General features: G+C 65.9%; 13 protein-coding genes and 1 tRNA gene. 6 read left to right on the forward strand and 8 right to left on the reverse strand.

All coding sequences use genetic code 11. From position 1 onward, the window contains the following. Positions 1-171: 171 nt before the first annotated feature. Together bioC and D002_RS0112605 are read right to left on the reverse strand one after the other, a co-directional pair. Positions 172-1044: a malonyl-ACP O-methyltransferase BioC gene (gene bioC / locus D002_RS0112600; RefSeq protein WP_018142288.1), complete on the reverse strand. Its 873-nt coding sequence runs from the start codon at positions 1042-1044 to the stop codon at positions 172-174. Continuing rightward, positions 1041-1865: an alpha/beta fold hydrolase gene (locus tag D002_RS0112605; RefSeq protein ID WP_018142289.1), complete on the reverse strand. Its 825-nt coding sequence runs from the start codon at positions 1863-1865 to the stop codon at positions 1041-1043. The genes bioC and D002_RS0112605 overlap by 4 nt, the downstream gene beginning before the upstream one ends. A gap of 44 nt (positions 1866-1909) precedes the next feature. Here D002_RS0112605 and plsY point away from each other — a divergent pair, with 44 nt between their 5' ends. Beyond that, complete coding sequence (gene plsY / locus D002_RS0112610; protein WP_018142290.1) at positions 1910-2527, forward strand: glycerol-3-phosphate 1-O-acyltransferase PlsY; 618 nt, start codon at positions 1910-1912, stop codon at positions 2525-2527. Positions 2528-2539: 12 nt separating this feature from the next. Here the strand turns inward: plsY and tsaD are convergent, their stop codons facing one another. Next, positions 2540-3559, reverse strand: coding sequence for a tRNA (adenosine(37)-N6)-threonylcarbamoyltransferase complex transferase subunit TsaD (tsaD, locus tag D002_RS0112615; protein ID WP_018142291.1), 1020 nt, complete (start codon positions 3557-3559; stop codon positions 2540-2542). A 76-nt stretch (positions 3560-3635) separates the two neighbouring features. Beyond that, positions 3636-4835, reverse strand: coding sequence for a class I SAM-dependent methyltransferase (locus D002_RS0112620; protein WP_018142292.1), 1200 nt, complete (start codon positions 4833-4835; stop codon positions 3636-3638). 82 nt (positions 4836-4917) lie between these two features. On the opposite strand from D002_RS0112620, the gene D002_RS0112625 reads away from it, so the two are divergent. The 3 genes from D002_RS0112625 (at position 4918) to D002_RS0112635 (ending at position 7530) form a co-directional block, all read left to right on the forward strand. Continuing rightward, entirely contained in the window at positions 4918-5640 is a 723-nt protein-coding gene (locus D002_RS0112625) for a pteridine reductase (RefSeq protein ID WP_018142293.1), read from the forward strand. 63 nt (positions 5641-5703) lie between these two features. Continuing rightward, a complete protein-coding gene (locus D002_RS0112630; RefSeq protein WP_018142294.1) occupies positions 5704-5964 on the forward strand; it encodes a ubiquinone biosynthesis accessory factor UbiK in 261 nt (86 codons plus the stop codon). 60 nt (positions 5965-6024) lie between these two features. Further along, complete coding sequence (locus D002_RS0112635) at positions 6025-7530, forward strand: YifB family Mg chelatase-like AAA ATPase (protein WP_018142295.1); 1506 nt, start codon at positions 6025-6027, stop codon at positions 7528-7530. A 74-nt stretch (positions 7531-7604) separates the two neighbouring features. On the opposite strand, the gene D002_RS0112640 is transcribed toward D002_RS0112635, so the two are convergent. Next, positions 7605-8489 carry a c-type cytochrome gene (locus tag D002_RS0112640; protein WP_018142296.1) on the reverse strand — a complete coding sequence of 295 codons (885 nt, stop codon included), beginning with the start codon at positions 8487-8489 and terminating at the stop codon, positions 7605-7607. A 184-nt stretch (positions 8490-8673) separates the two neighbouring features. On the opposite strand from D002_RS0112640, the gene D002_RS0112645 reads away from it, so the two are divergent. Together D002_RS0112645 and D002_RS13890 are read left to right on the forward strand one after the other, a co-directional pair. Further along, positions 8674-8750, forward strand: a tRNA-Arg gene (locus D002_RS0112645). A 221-nt stretch (positions 8751-8971) separates the two neighbouring features. After that, positions 8972-9106, forward strand: coding sequence for a hypothetical protein (locus D002_RS13890; RefSeq protein WP_018142297.1), 135 nt, complete (start codon positions 8972-8974; stop codon positions 9104-9106). A 106-nt stretch (positions 9107-9212) separates the two neighbouring features. Here the strand turns inward: D002_RS13890 and D002_RS0112655 are convergent, their stop codons facing one another. From D002_RS0112655 to D002_RS0112665, 3 genes are all read right to left on the reverse strand, one after another. Continuing rightward, complete coding sequence (locus D002_RS0112655; RefSeq protein WP_018142298.1) at positions 9213-10265, reverse strand: DmsC/YnfH family molybdoenzyme membrane anchor subunit; 1053 nt, start codon at positions 10263-10265, stop codon at positions 9213-9215. 26 nt (positions 10266-10291) lie between these two features. Beyond that, a complete protein-coding gene (locus tag D002_RS0112660; RefSeq protein WP_018142299.1) occupies positions 10292-10987 on the reverse strand; it encodes a 4Fe-4S dicluster domain-containing protein in 696 nt (231 codons plus the stop codon). Positions 10988-11056: 69 nt separating this feature from the next. After that, positions 11057-13972 (reverse strand): molybdopterin oxidoreductase family protein, encoded by a 2916-nt coding sequence (locus D002_RS0112665; protein WP_018142300.1) that lies wholly within the window; start codon positions 13970-13972, stop codon positions 11057-11059. Between the last annotated feature and the right edge of the window lie 195 nt (positions 13973-14167).

Raw genomic sequence — 14167 nt, forward strand, 5'->3', positions numbered from 1 at the left:
TCCCGATCGTTCGGGGGCGTGAACTCTACCCCATTCCGGGCCCACAAAAAACCAATACCGCCTATCTCACTCGGATATTAAGCGCGATCAGCGGAACTTTTGACCAGAGCAAGAATACATTCTTCATGCGCGCGCAGGCGAGGCCTGCGGGTCGGAAAGATTTGATCCAGATCAACGAACCGGCTGCACCGGTATCACGCGACCCGCGGGACGCGACGGCGGCGGTGCATCCGGCACCCAGGCATGGCCATAGACCACCTCCCAAGTCGCCGGCAGACGCCCGTCAACGCCGAACGCCTGCGCGTAGGCCTCGGCCACGGCGCGCAGACGACGAGGACCGAATAATCCGGGGGAGCGCCCGGACAGGGCGTTGCGCACCCCAACACCGCGCAAGTCGCGGATCAACCCGTTGAGATCCGGATAGGTCAGGGTCAGCGCCTCCTGATCCATCACCGGGTCGGCAAAACCGGCCCGCACCAGGGCATCGCCGATGTCGTGCATATCCATAAACGCGTTTACATGCGTGCCCGTCCCGCCATCGACCGCAGCGAAGGCCGCGCGCAGCTCGCGCAGGGTGTCCGGACCAAAGGTGGTGAACATCCACAAGCCACCCGGGCGCAGGATACGCCGCGCCTCGGCGAAGGCCTGATCCAGACTCGCGCACCACTGCAGGGCCGAACTGGAGATCGCGAGATCGAACGAATGCTCCGCCAACGGTAATGCTTCGAGGTCCGCACAGACGACCCGGGGCCGCCGCAGCCAGCGGCCGCGGCGGCGCGCCCGGGCCACCATCGTCGGGGCAAAATCCACACCGGTCAGGCGCGCCCCGCGATAGCGGCGGCTCAGGTGGTCCAGGGCCTCGCCGGTACCACAACCGAGATCGACGATCTGCTCCGGCTCCATGCGGATCCAGTCGAGCCGACCCAGCATGCGGTCCTGCACCTCCCGCTGCAGGACCGCATGCTCCTCGTAGGTCGCCGCCGCGCGGGCAAAACCCGCGCGCACGCGCGCCTTGTCGAGATTGAATCCTTCGGGTTGGCTCATGCCGGCTCCTTGGTGCCGCAATCGGACAAAAATTCGGAGATAAATCCGGCCAGTGGCTCCGGCCGCTGGAACCACTCGGCGTGGCCGCCCGGCCCGCGGCCGATCCGGGCATCCGGTCGCAATTTCTGAAGGGACGCCTCGACGGCCGCTGGCACCAGCGCATCCCCGGCCTCCAGCCACGCCCCCACGGGCGCCTCCACATCCGCCCAGGCGGAGCGCAGATCGGACCGTTCCAGCAGGGTCAGCCCGGCCTCCAGCCCATCGGGCGCCGCCGGGTTGGCCTGCAACTGGGCGGTCAGAGTGCGGGCGAGCGAGGCCGCATCCAGGCTGCCGCGGGCGCAGAGCATCGCCAGGCGGCGTTCAAGCCGGCGACGGTCACCCCGCAGCGCCGTCCGGAAATCCTCCAGCTCGGCCCACGGCAGGGCAGCCGGCCAATCGCCACCCCGCGCAAAGCGCGGCGTGGAACCAATCAGCAGTACGCCCTGCGGGCCCGCCCACTGACGGGCCGCCGCCAGCGCGACCAGCCCACCCAAGGACCAGCCGACCCAGACCGGGCACACCACCTCCGATGGCAGAGACCCGATCAGGGCCGCCGCCGAACGCTCGACATCGGCCAACGCCTCGCCATCACCGGCCGCACCATGCCCAGGGAGATCCGGGGCCAGCACACGCGTCGCAGCCGGAAGGGCTGCGCGTAAAGGTGCCCACGCCGCGCCGGAGAAACCCCAGCCATGCAACAGCACCAACGTCGGCGCGCCACCCGGCGAATGTCCCCCGCCCATCTCAGCGCCCTGAACGGCGGCCACCAGCTTGCGTATCATGTGCGGCCGAATCCTCTCGACCCGCGCAGGCAGGCTGACCGCTCATGGGCATTACAATCGGCATCATCATCGCGTACCTGTTGGGGTCGCTTTCCACGGCCATCCTGGTCAGCAACCTGCTGCGCCTGCCGGACCCGCGCACCACCGGTTCGAAGAACCCCGGCGCCACCAACGTGCTGCGCTCCGGGGGCAAAACGGCGGCCATCATCACGCTCATCGGGGATGTCGGCAAGGGCTGGCTACCCGTATTTGTGGCCCTGCAATTGGACCTGTTCCCCGGCTGGGCGATCGGACTGATCGGCCTGGCCGCCTTTCTGGGGCACGTGTTCCCGGTGTACTACCGCCTCCAGGGCGGCAAGGGCGTGGCCACGGCGCTGGGCGTCATCCTCGCCTTCAACCCGCTGGCCGGCGGCCTGGTCCTGCTGACCTGGTTGCTGGTCGCGGCCATCTGGCGCTATTCGTCACTGGCTGCGCTGGTCGCCGCGGGCATGGCACCGGTGTACACGGTGTTCTTGGGCATGGATCACTGGATCAGCGCCGCGGTCGCCCTGATGAGCGTGATCCTGTTCATCCGCCACGACAGCAACATCCGGCGTCTGATGCGCGGGGAGGAGTCCCGCATCGGCAAGAAGGACAAATCCGCGGCTTCGACCAACGACTGACGGCCGCGGCGGCTACGCGCCCGGCGCCGTCAGCTCTGCCAGCGGCCAGCGGGCCCGCGCCGCCACCACGGGAGCCGTCGTCTCTGCGACCGCCCCGGCCTGAAGTCGGCGCAGCCCCGCCAGCGCGATCATCGCGCCGTTGTCGGTGCAGAACTCCGGACGCGGGAAATACACCGGCACGCCCTGGCGCTGCGCCATCGCCTGCAGGCCGGCGCGCAACGTAGTGTTTGCGGCCACGCCACCCGCCACCACCAGCGCGGGGGCCCCGCTTTGTTCCAGCCCTCGGCGGGTCTTCTCCACCAAGGTGTCGGTGACCGCCCCCTCGAAGGCGCGGGCAACATCCTCCGCCCGGTAGACCTGCTTCTTCAGCGCGGTCAGCACCGCGGTTTTCAGCCCGGAGAAACTCATGTCCAGACCCGGACGATCCAGCATCGGGCGCGGCAGACGCAGGGCATCGGCGGCTCCCTGTTCCGCCAGGCGTGCCAGCGCGGGACCCCCCGGATAACCCAGCCCCAGTAGCTTGGCCGTCTTGTCGAAGGCCTCGCCGGCGGCATCGTCGATACTCTCGCCAATCAAGTCATAGTCGCCCAGCGCGCGGGCATGGATCAGCTGGGTGTGCCCACCGGAGACCTGTAGCACCAGGAACGGGAAGTCCAGGCCGGCATCTTCCAGAAACGGTGCTAGCAGATGGCCCTCCAGGTGGTGCACCGCCAGCGCCGGGATATCCCAGCCCCAGGCAAGCGCACGAGCGACCGAGGCCCCAGTCAGCAGCGCGCCCAGCAACCCCGGGCCACCGGTGTAGGCCACTGCATCCAGGTCGTGACCGTCCACACCCGCCTCGTCCAGCACTGCGCGCACCAGCGGCAACAAACGGCGGATGTGGTCGCGCGAGGCGAGCTCCGGCACCACGCCCCCGTAGATCGCGTGCAGATCCGTCTGGCTGTATAGCCGGTGCGCAAGCAGGCCCTGATCCGCGTCGATCAGCGCCACGCCCGTCTCGTCACAGGAGGTCTCGATACCCAGTACTTTCATGGCTGCAGCATGCCGCCGTTCCGAGCGGGAACCAAGCAGCCCTTGTGGTGCCATGTACTTGAAACCCGGGCGGCCCTCACAACCGGCCCCGTCGATCCGGAATCGCCGTCAACGGCAGGTGCGAGCAACCCCGGCCCAGGGCCATCATCTGGAAGCGCTCGCCCATCTCCCCCGGCAGGGTCAGCATGCGCACGGCCTGGGCGGCCTGCATGGTCAGACGCGCGTCCTCCCCGCTGCCCACACGGGCCTCGAAGCGCTGCGGCAGTCCGGCACCCAGCAGGAACTCGCCCTGCCCGGCGTAGGCGAGCACGTCGAGAGCCGCACCCGCCGCGGCCTCGGCCACGCCAGTGAAGTCCACGCTGGCTGTCAGATCCATCAGGCCGGGGTGCGCGAGCGGGTCCTGGATCATCTGCTGGCGGTAGTAGCCCACCAGAGTCCCCTGGTGGCGTTCGGGGGCATAGTAGGCGGCACGTGGAAAACCGTAATCGACGATCACGGCCACCCCTTGCGCGAGACAATCGGCGAGCGCGCCGACCCACGCGCGTTGCGCGGGCCGCCACTCGGACAGATAGCCCTCGGGCCACGGGCCGTACTCGGCCTGCAAGTGCGCCACCGGCTCGGCCAGGGCCGGCGGAGCCGGTCGCTCGGCCAGGCCCAGATCCCCACCCACGCCGGTCGTCACCCCGACCTGCCAGACCCGCCCCTCGCGCCAGCGAAATAGCTCCACCGGCAAGGCGTCCAGCACCTCGTTGGCCAGCACCACGCCGCGCACCGGGGCATCGGGCAAGGTGTCCAGCCAGGCGACGCGGGCATACTCTTGCGGCGTGAGCGTGGCTTCCAGGTGCGCCTGCTGGCGGGCGCGCAGGTCCGGGCTCACCTCAATGATCCAGTAGCGCTCCCAGTCGACGCCCTGCTCACGCAACGTGGCAATAAAATCGCCCGCCAATCGGCCACTCCCAGCCCCAAATTCGAGCATGGTTCCGTGCCCGCCAAGGTCGTCACGCAACACGGGGGCCAACCACGTGGCCAGGGTTTCCCCAAACAAGGGAGAGAGCTCCGGCGCTGTTACAAAGTCGCCGCCCTCGCCCAGCTTGTGCGCGCCGTTCACGTAATAGCCCAGGCCTGGCGCATACAACGCGGCCTGCATGTAATCGAGAAACGGGAGGAACCCGTCGCCCGCCGCGATACTCTCTTTCAGGGAGGCCTGCAGGCGTTCGGCGATCGCGGCGGCGACCGGATCGTCGGGGGCGTTTGTGCTAGGTTTCGGCGGCATCATGGCGACGAATGGTACCAACCCGGGGGCAGACGTGACGCAGGCGCAGTCCGACAGCAGGGATACGGCCCCCGACGGAGCACCCGTGGTGCTGGTCACGGGGGCGGCCCGCCGCGTGGGCGCGACCATTGCGCGCGTGCTGCACGCGGCCGGACTGCGGGTGCTGATCCATTATCGCGGATCGCACTCGGATGCCGATGCCCTGGCTGGCGAACTCAACGGCGACCGCCCCGACAGCGCCCGCACTCTGCAGGCCGACCTTCTGGACCTGGACGCCATCGAACGCCTGGCGCGCGACGCCGTGGACGCATGGGGCCGCCTCGACTTCCTGGTCAACAACGCCTCGACCTTTTATCCGACCGCCGTGGGCGCCATCACGCCACAGGCCTGGGATGACCTGATGGGGTCCAACCTGCGGGCCCCGACCTTCCTGATCCAGGCCTGCCACCAGGCGCTGCGGCACCAGCGCGGGGCCGTTGTGAACATCGTCGACATCCACGCCCTGCGCCCACTGAAGGGCTACCCGGTGTATTCCGCCGCCAAGGCTGGGCTATGGGCCCTGACCCAGGCCTACGCCCGCGAGTTGGGACCGGATGTGCGGGTCAACGGCGTCGCCCCCGGCGCGATCCTCGCGCCGGAAGATGCCACCAACGCCGGCACCCACGAGGCGATGATTGAACGCACCGCCCTCAAGCGCGAGGGGAGTCCGGAGGATATCGCCCGCACCGTGCGTTTCCTGCTGCTGGACGCGCCGTACATCACCGGCCAGATCATCCCGGTGGACGGTGGGCGCTCGGCTTCGCAGTAGCCGCGACCCCGGCCGGACGCGCTACACTGGTCCCATCAAGAATTTGCGCCAGGAGAGTGCCGCATGATCGATCCCAAACGCTTCGACGACCTCGCCCGCCGCATCACCGAGAGCCTGCCAGAGTCGGTGCGTCACGTGCAGGAAGACGTGCAGCGCCAGGTCCGCTCGTCCCTGCAAAGCGGCTTCGAACGCATGGACCTGGTGACCAGCGAGGACTTCGATATCCAGGTCGCACTGCTCGAGCGCACCCGCGAACGCCTGGCCGAACTCGAGGCCCGGGTCGCTTTACTGGAAGCTCAAGCAAGCGACAAAAGCGAATCGTAACGTCCACCTGAATCCCCGCGCCGGGCACGGACCGCCCGGCCACAGAACGGAGGGGCAAGGATGCCCATTGCCATCGCCTACGCCCGCGCGCTCGACGGAATCCACGCGCCGCTGGTCACCATCGAGACTCACCTGGCCAACGGGCTGCCCGCCTTCCAGATCGTCGGCCTGCCCGAGGCCGCGGTACGCGAAAGCCGCGACCGCGTGCGCGCCGCGATCCAGACCAGTGGCTTCGAATTCCCCCGCCGACGCATCACCGTCAACCTGGCCCCCGCCGACCTGCCGAAGGATGGCGGACGCTTCGATCTCGGGATCGCACTTGGCATCCTCGCCGCCAGCCAGCAGGTCCCGCTGGAGAGCCTCGCCCAACACGAATTCCTGGGCGAGCTGGGGCTGGACGGCCAGCTGCGGCCGGTCGGCGGAACCCTGACTGCAGGGCTCGCGGCCGCCGATGCGGAACGCACCCTGATCGTCAGTCCGGAGGACGGAGCCGAAGCGGCGCTGGCGAGCCGCACGCGCGTGCTGACCGGCCACCATCTCACCGAGGTCTGCTCTCACCTTGCCGGTCGATCCGCCCTTCCGGCCGCGCGCACGCCTGACGCGACCCCGCCCACGCATCCGGATCTCGCCGACGTCCGCGGCCAGCATCAGGCCCGTCGGGCACTGGAGATCGCAGCGGCCGGAGGACATCACCTGCTGATGGTGGGACCGCCCGGGAGCGGCAAGTCCATGCTGGCCGCCCGCATCCCCGGCATCCTGCCCCCAATGGACGAGGGCGAGGCCCTGGAGACCGCCGCGATCCACAGCCTGCGCGGCAGTACCCATCTGCGCGGGGACTGGCGGGCACGGCCGTTTCGCTCGCCCCACCACACGGCCTCGGGCGTGGCGCTGGTCGGAGGGGGCAGCACTCCACGTCCCGGCGAGATCTCGCTGGCCCATCAGGGCGTGCTGTTCCTGGACGAGCTAACGGAGTTTGACCGCTCGGTGCTGGACGTGCTGCGCGAGCCATTGGAGACGGGCGTCATCCACATCTCGCGCGCGGCGCGTCAGGCCGAATTTCCGGCTCGCTTCCAGCTAGTAGGAGCGATGAACCCCTGCCCACAGGGGTTCGACTGCGACCTAGCCGAACGCTGCGAATGCACACCGGAGCAGCGCACACGCCACCGCAAGCGCCTGTCGGCCCCACTACTGGACCGCATCGATCTCGCGATCGAGGTCCCCCGCATTCCGCCCGCGGAGCTGGCCAGCTCGAACGAACCCTGCGAAGGCTCGGCAAGTGTGGCGGCGCGCGTCGCCCGAGCGCGAGCGGTACAAAACGAGCGCCAGGGCCGACTCAACAGCACGCTGGACGGCACGGCGCTGGATCGTTACGCCCAGCTACAGCGCACCGACCGACAACTGCTGGATACGGCAGCCGAACGATTCCGCCTCTCCGCACGCGCCTACCACCGCATCCTGCGTGTCGCCCGCAGCATCGCCGACCTCAACGACGCCCAAGCGATCACAACATCCCACCTGACCGAGGCCCTTTGCTACCGAGCCCTGGACCATTGGCGCACGCAATAAGCACCCCAGCAAAAAGAAAGCCCCGCGCGGGCTGAACCCGGGCGGGGCTTCGGTACTGAGATTAGCGACGCCAATCAGTCTTCGAAGGTCGCCACGTAGACCGCCAGGTCCGCGATGTCTTCATCCGAAAGGTTCGCGGCATTCGGCGCCATCAGGGCCGTCCGGTCACCCACCGTCTCGCCGGCACGGTAACGCACCAGCTTATCGGCGATGTATTCCGCATCACGACCGGCCAGCGCCGGGAACACCGGGGTACCCTGGCCCTGGGCACCATGGCAGGCGACACAGGTGTTATAGCGAGACTGGCCACGCTCGACATCACCCTCGTCGACGGCGATTGCGGCAACGGCTTCCGCTTCTTCTTCGGCGGCCGCTTCACCCGCTTCGGTGGTCTCGACCGGCTCGTCGCCCTCGGCGGCCGCCGCCTCATCACCATTGCCGTTGCCATTACCGTTGTCATCGGTGGCGGGCTCGTGATCATGTTCCACACCGGCCTCATCCAGCATGAAGGCCACAACGTCCTGCACCTGTTCGTCGCTCAAGCTCGAATCACCACCACGGGCCGGCATCGCGCCAATCCCATTGATGGAGTTTTCGAACAGCCCCTCCAGACCCTTCTCGTTCAGGCGATTGCTCCACTCGTCGGTGTCATCCTTGAGCGGGGCGCCGGAGGCGCCGCTATCATGGCAGGCCGCGCAGACGTTGGAGTAGATATCACCCGGGCTCAGATCGTCCGCTTCCTCGGCTGCATCCACCCGACCGGAAGTGACCTGACCGATCGGGGCGATGCGCTGAGCGATCCGCTCCTCGCTAACGGTCTCGGGCTGGGAGACCTGCAAACCGGCGAGCCAGCCGGCCAGGTGCGACACCAGGAAAAGGACCGTGGCCAACAGCGCCAGCGACGCGATAAACAGCAACACCTTGTTCCCGGTGTCCATCTTGATCGGTTGATTTGCCACTTCTCTCCCTCCGAGATTCCGGCCATTCGTGGCCTTGTGGTGTGCTTATCTGAAAGCGTGCGCGCAAGACGCGCAAATCGGGCGCAGAGTATAGGGCATCGAACAGAGCACGACCACAAACCTAGCGCGGCGGTCAAATATGGCTGGACGCACCGAAGTACGCGCCCGTATCATTGCAGACCTTGCGCCCGTAGCTCAGCTGGATAGAGTACTGCCCTCCGAAGGCAGGGGTCGCAGGTTCGAATCCTGCCGGGCGCGCCATTACGCAGAAAGGGACCCTCGTGGTCCCTTTCTGCGTAATGGGGTAGCGAAGGGTCCGATTCGAGCCCCCAGTCCGCACCATTCGCTACGCGCGATCGCCGCGCGCCCAGCCGCAAACTCGCCTCCCGAAAACACCGCGGTGTTGATCCAGATCAATCGATGGTTTGTATCCCGAGGCTAGCGTCGAAGGTGACAGACAGGCAAACGAAGGAGGATCTGTCATGCTCACCGAAATCATGTTTCAGTCGCCGATCGGCATCCTCACGATCATCACCCTGCTGGGGATTGTCGCGTTCTTCGCCTACGTGGGGTATTTCATCGTTCACGGCATGCACGAAGACGACAAGTCCCATTAACGCAAGGCGTCAGGGCAACGGGGGCCTCTCGACCCGGACTTGGTGCTGACCCAAAAGCAAGAAGCCCCGGGCAGCTGCCCGGGGCTTCTTGGTCTTTCAGGGTCGGTCAGGAGCCCGAACCCCCAGGCGTGTCGCCCAGGCGCCAGCCGGGCCCTTTCTCGCCGGCACCGGCGGTTTCCGGAACTTCCGGTCCGTCGCTGGCGGGCTGGGTCAGCGGGCTGGTGCAGTTCGGGGCACCGTGATACAGGCGCACGACATGCTTGGCCTCGGCAAAGAACAGCCAGCGTTCCATGCCAATCCCGATCAGGCTCGAGATCGCGGCCAGCCAGGCGACGGCCTCCGGGGCACCAGACAGGATCGACGCGAAGACCAGTACCGGGGCGATGAAGCCAAGCAGGAAGACCCCCATCTTGATGTTGTCGATGGTGTCCTTGCGCGGGTCATAGCCGAACTCGTCGGTCAGGAAGGTGCCGGCGGTGTGGCCGGTATCCAGCAGACGCACGGTTGCACGGTTGAAGGTGGTCGCGGTGTTGATGGTCGGGCCGTTCACACGCGAGATCCAGAAGTAGTAGATCCCCTTCAGCAGGGCCGCCGCGACCAGCGCCACCATGGCAACGCCAGCGTGCATGGAGGTGGCATTGCCGAACACGCTGGCGATGGCCGCAAACAGCGTGGTACCGGTGGCGATGCCAAGCATGATGTAGTTGGCCGGCGTCAACGCAGTGTTCCACTGACGGATCGTCTTCAGACAGCCATAGATCATGCCGGTGGAGAACAGGGTAATCACGGCCAGCAGTGCAGCCAGGACGCCTGCGACGGCTGCCAGCGGACCGACAGCTGGCCCTTGCAACAGCACGCCCAGGGCGTAGATCCCGGCAAAGGGGTAGAACAGCACCGCGAACACCGCCTCGCGGGACAGCCAGGAGGTCTTGAAGCGCATGAACGAACGCCAGGCGTTCTTCTTGTTCGCCAGGTGCCCGGTGGAAAGCAGCAGGCCAAGCGTGATCATGCCCATGGCCACGCCACCGTGCACGAGCAGTTCACCGTGGCTCATCGCCGGGCCGATACCCGCCAGGTGGAAGGCCGCCAGCAGGATGAACAGGCCGTAGCCCGCGCCCGAGATGACGGTAAAAAGAATGACGGAAAATGCTGGATGCATAACGAATTCTCCCGATCGGGCCGCGCTTAGCGCGCGACCATCTTGTTGACCCAGTCCTTCACCGAGGTGACCAGCCGATTGGCTCGCACATCGTCGGTGGGGATCGGTCGGGTGATACGCGGCGGCAGATACGTGTTGACCGGCTTGTAGCCCAGCTCCGGCATCTGCTTGACTCCCCCGCGTTCGCGCACCAAACGGCTGACCTCGGAGTTGGCGTCATCGAAGTCCCCGAAGAAGCGCGCATGCGCCGGGCAGGTGATCACGCAGGCGGGCTGACGCTCTTCCGGCGGCAGCTGCTGGTCGTAGATGCGGTCCACACACAGCGTGCACTTCTTCATCACGCCGTCTTCGCGGTCCAGCTCCCGCGCGCCATAGGGGCAAGCCCAAGCGCAGTAGTTGCAACCCATGCACTTGTCCTGGTCGACCAGCACGATTCCGTCTTCCGGGCGCTTGTAGGAGGCGCCGGTGGGGCAGACATTCACGCAGTCGGCATGCTGGCAGTGCATGCAGGACATCGGGATGTTCACGGTCTTGTTGTTGGGGTAGTCACCCACCTCGTAGTGGCGGATGCGGTTGAACCACACCCCCGACGGGTCCTCGCCATAGGGGCGATAGTCGGTCAGCGCGCCGGTGGTGCCACTGGTGTTCCACTGCTTACAGGCCACCGCGCAGGCGTGACAGCCAACGCAGGTATCCATGTCGATTACGAGTCCAAGTCGCATATCAGGTACTCCTCAAATTTCTCTAGGGCCGCTGGCTACAGCCGGCGGCAGGTCCCTTGTCCGGCGTGGCTACTTTTCTTCGTCCAGCGAGCCGCGGGTCAGGACATCGCGAATGGAACGATTCAGGTGCACCGGCTTGTGCGTGGAATAACGCAACTGGTCCGGGGCCTCGGTCATGCCCGGGGCCGGCTTGATCGTCTCGAACTCGGGCAAGGAACCCTGTTCGTCCGGTTCCGGCGCATCGACCGGGGTTATCTTGACCTTCAGGTCGTACCACGCGGCCTGCCCGGTTACCGGATCGGAGTTGGTGATCGCATCGATCGCGTCGCCCTTCTTCGGCAGCAACTCGCTGATCAGATGGTTCATCAGGAAGCCCTTGTTGGACTCGTTCGCGTCCGGCTTCAGGCCCCAGGCGCCCTTCTGCTTACCGATCGCGTTCCAGGTCCAGACGGTGCCGGGTTCGCAACCCTCCATCAGCTTCACCTGCACGCGGATCTTGCCGTTGTGCGATTCCATCCACACCCAGGACATGTCCTCGATGCCCATGGACTCCGCCCTGCCGCGGTTCATGTACAGGTAGTTCTGAGCGCAGATCTGGCGCAGCCAGGCGTTCTGCGAGTCCCAGGAGTGGTACATGAACATCGGACGCTGGTTGACCGCGTAGAACGGGTACTCGTCCTCGTCGATACGCGTCTGCTCCAGCGGCTTGTGCCAGATCGGTAGCGGATCGAAGAACTGCGTCAGACGATCCTTGTGTTCCTGCTTGGTCGGCTGCGGGCCGTCATACAGGCCCTGGCCGGCCAGCTTGAAGCGCTGCTGGGTCTCGGAGTAGAGCTCGATGGTGATGGGATCGGTCTTGCCCACCCAGCCGGCGTGCTTGGCCAGCTCCAGGTAGTCCTTGTTCGCATAGCGATAGAACTGCTGGTTCGGCGCCAGGTGGTACATGAAGAACCCCTGGTTCTCGATGTACGCCTCCCACTGCTTCGGGTTCGGCTCGCCGCGCAGGTGGGTCTGGCCATCCTTACCGCGATAGCCGGACAGAAAGCCGATGCCCGGCTCCTTCTCGTAGTTGACGATGAAGTCCTTGTAATCCGAGAACTTGCGGCTGCCGTCGTCCTTGGTGAACGCCGGGAACTTCAGGCGACCCGCCAGCTCGACCATGACTTCCTGCCACGGGCGCACATCGCGGTCGACCTCAAGGATCGGGTGGCGGATGGAGTCCGCCGCCGCGGCCGGCTCGGAGATCGGGCGGTCCAGCATGGAGATGGTGTCGTAGCGCTCTAGATAAGTCGTGTCCGGGAGCACCAGATCGGCGAAGTTGACCGTCTCCGAATGGAACGCGTCGGCGACCACCAGGAACGGGATCTTGTACTCGCCGTTCTCGTCCTTCGCCCGCAGCATGTCCATCACTTCGGCGGTGTTCATGGAGGAGTTCCACGACATGTTCGCCATAAAGAAGATGAGCGTGTCGATCGGGTAAGGGTCACCGTTGACCGCATTGGTCACGACCATATGCATCAGGCCGTGGTTCGAGATCGGCGCATCCCAGGAGAAGGCCTTGTCGATGCGCAGCGGGTTGCCGTCGTCATCAATGACCAGGTCCTCCGGCGCAGTCGGGAAACCAAGCGGCGGGCTCTTCAGCGGGGTGTTCGGCGCGCACTCCTTGGCCGGCTTGATGCCCGGCGGGACGTGCTTCGGATACGGCGGCTTGGCCAGGTGGCCGCCAGGGCAGTCGACCGAGCCCAGCATGATCTGCAGCAGGTGAATCGCGCGGCAGGTCTGGAAGCCATTGGAGTGCGCGGAGATGCCGCGCATCGCGTGCATGGACACCGGGCGCCCGAACACCTTGTCGTGCTTGCGGCCCCAGGAGTCGGTCCACTCGATGTCGAGTTCGATGGTTTCCTTGAAGGCGACGTGCGCCATCTCCAGCGCCAGGCGCTCGGTCTGGTCGGCCGGCACACCGGTAACCTTGGCGGTGTTCTCCGGGGAGTACTCGTCGCTCAGGTAGCGCTCGGCCAGGACGGTCATCACGGTCTTGACCGGACGGCCGTCGGGGGCGGTGTACTCACCGAACAGGGCCGGCTTGATATCCACCTGGGTGCCGTCGACAAACGCCTCCTGTTCCAGCTCCCAGACCAGCGGATTGCCGTTCTCGCCACGCAGGATCAGGCCGTCGCCCTTCTGCCCCGGGGTCTGCACCACCAGCTGGGTGGCGTTGGTGTAGCGCACCAGGAAGTCCCAGTCGAACTGGTCGTTCTTCAAGAGCACGTGCAGCATCGACAGCGCGAACAGACCGTCGGTACCGGGCTTGATGCCCACCCACTCGTCGGCGATCGCCTGGTAACCAGTGCGCACCGGGTTGATGGCGACGAACTTGCCGCCGCTGCGCTTGAGCTTTTCCAGCCCGATCTTGATCGGGTTGGAGGCATGGTCTTCGGCCACGCCCCAGAGCATGTGGTACTTGGTGCGGTCCCAGTCCGGATCGCCGAATTCCCAGAAGGCAAAGCCCGTGGTGTACAGGCCACCAGTGGCCATGTTCACCGAGCAGAAGCCGCCGTGGGCCGCCCAGTTGTAGGTGCCGAACTGGGTCGCCCACAGGCCGGTCAGGGCCTGCATCTGGTCGCGGCCGGTAAAGAACGCCAGCTTGCGTGGGTCAGTCTCGCGGATCTTCTGCAGGCGCGTGGACAGCATGTCCAGGGCCTCGTCCCAGGAGATCGGCTCGAACTCGCCGGCGCCGCGCTCGGTGCCCGGCTTGCGGCGCATCGGCTGACGCAGGCGCGCCGGAGACTGCTGCTTCATGATCCCGGCGTTGCCCTTGGCACAGAGCACGCCCTTGTTGATCGGGTGATGCCGGTTCCCCTGGATATAGCGGACCTTGTTGTCCTCCACGGTAACCTTGATGCCGCAACGGCAGGCACACATGTAGCAGGTCGTGTACTTGATCTCCTGCTGACTGTGGTTCTCAAATTCGGGCAAGGCACTCATTCAGGCGACCCCATAGATCATTGTTTGCTTATTCACGGGATAGTCTGGCCATAAAGGGGCCTTTTGAACAACGAAAAGTTCTTATCCATAAATAAGTGATATTAATCTGCAATAGAACAAGTTTATTGTATCAATGAATCTGGGGCCTTGTTGTGGCGTTCCCGGAAAAATGGTCTACGATGTGTCTCATGAAAC

The sequence above is a fragment of the Thioalkalivibrio sp. ALJ7 genome (genome assembly GCF_000376865.1).
GTDB lineage: Bacteria > Pseudomonadota > Gammaproteobacteria > Ectothiorhodospirales > Ectothiorhodospiraceae > Thioalkalivibrio.

What these genes read in the sequence shown, in the direction of transcription:
- bioC (WP_018142288.1), bottom strand. Translation starts at nt 1,044, where the DNA reads ATGAGCCAACCCGAAGGATTCAATCTCGACAAGGCGCGCGTGCGCGCG.
- D002_RS0112605 (WP_018142289.1), bottom strand. Translation starts at nt 1,865, where the DNA reads ATGATACGCAAGCTGGTGGCCGCCGTTCAGGGCGCTGAGATGGGCGGG.
- plsY (WP_018142290.1), top strand. Translation starts at nt 1,910, where the DNA reads ATGGGCATTACAATCGGCATCATCATCGCGTACCTGTTGGGGTCGCTT.
- tsaD (WP_018142291.1), bottom strand. Translation starts at nt 3,559, where the DNA reads ATGAAAGTACTGGGTATCGAGACCTCCTGTGACGAGACGGGCGTGGCG.
- D002_RS0112620 (WP_018142292.1), bottom strand. Translation starts at nt 4,835, where the DNA reads ATGATGCCGCCGAAACCTAGCACAAACGCCCCCGACGATCCGGTCGCC.
- D002_RS0112630 (WP_018142294.1), top strand. Translation starts at nt 5,704, where the DNA reads ATGATCGATCCCAAACGCTTCGACGACCTCGCCCGCCGCATCACCGAG.
- D002_RS0112635 (WP_018142295.1), top strand. Translation starts at nt 6,025, where the DNA reads ATGCCCATTGCCATCGCCTACGCCCGCGCGCTCGACGGAATCCACGCG.
- D002_RS13890 (WP_018142297.1), top strand. Translation starts at nt 8,972, where the DNA reads ATGCTCACCGAAATCATGTTTCAGTCGCCGATCGGCATCCTCACGATC.
- D002_RS0112655 (WP_018142298.1), bottom strand. Translation starts at nt 10,265, where the DNA reads ATGCATCCAGCATTTTCCGTCATTCTTTTTACCGTCATCTCGGGCGCG.
- D002_RS0112660 (WP_018142299.1), bottom strand. Translation starts at nt 10,987, where the DNA reads ATGCGACTTGGACTCGTAATCGACATGGATACCTGCGTTGGCTGTCAC.
- D002_RS0112665 (WP_018142300.1), bottom strand. Translation starts at nt 13,972, where the DNA reads ATGAGTGCCTTGCCCGAATTTGAGAACCACAGTCAGCAGGAGATCAAG.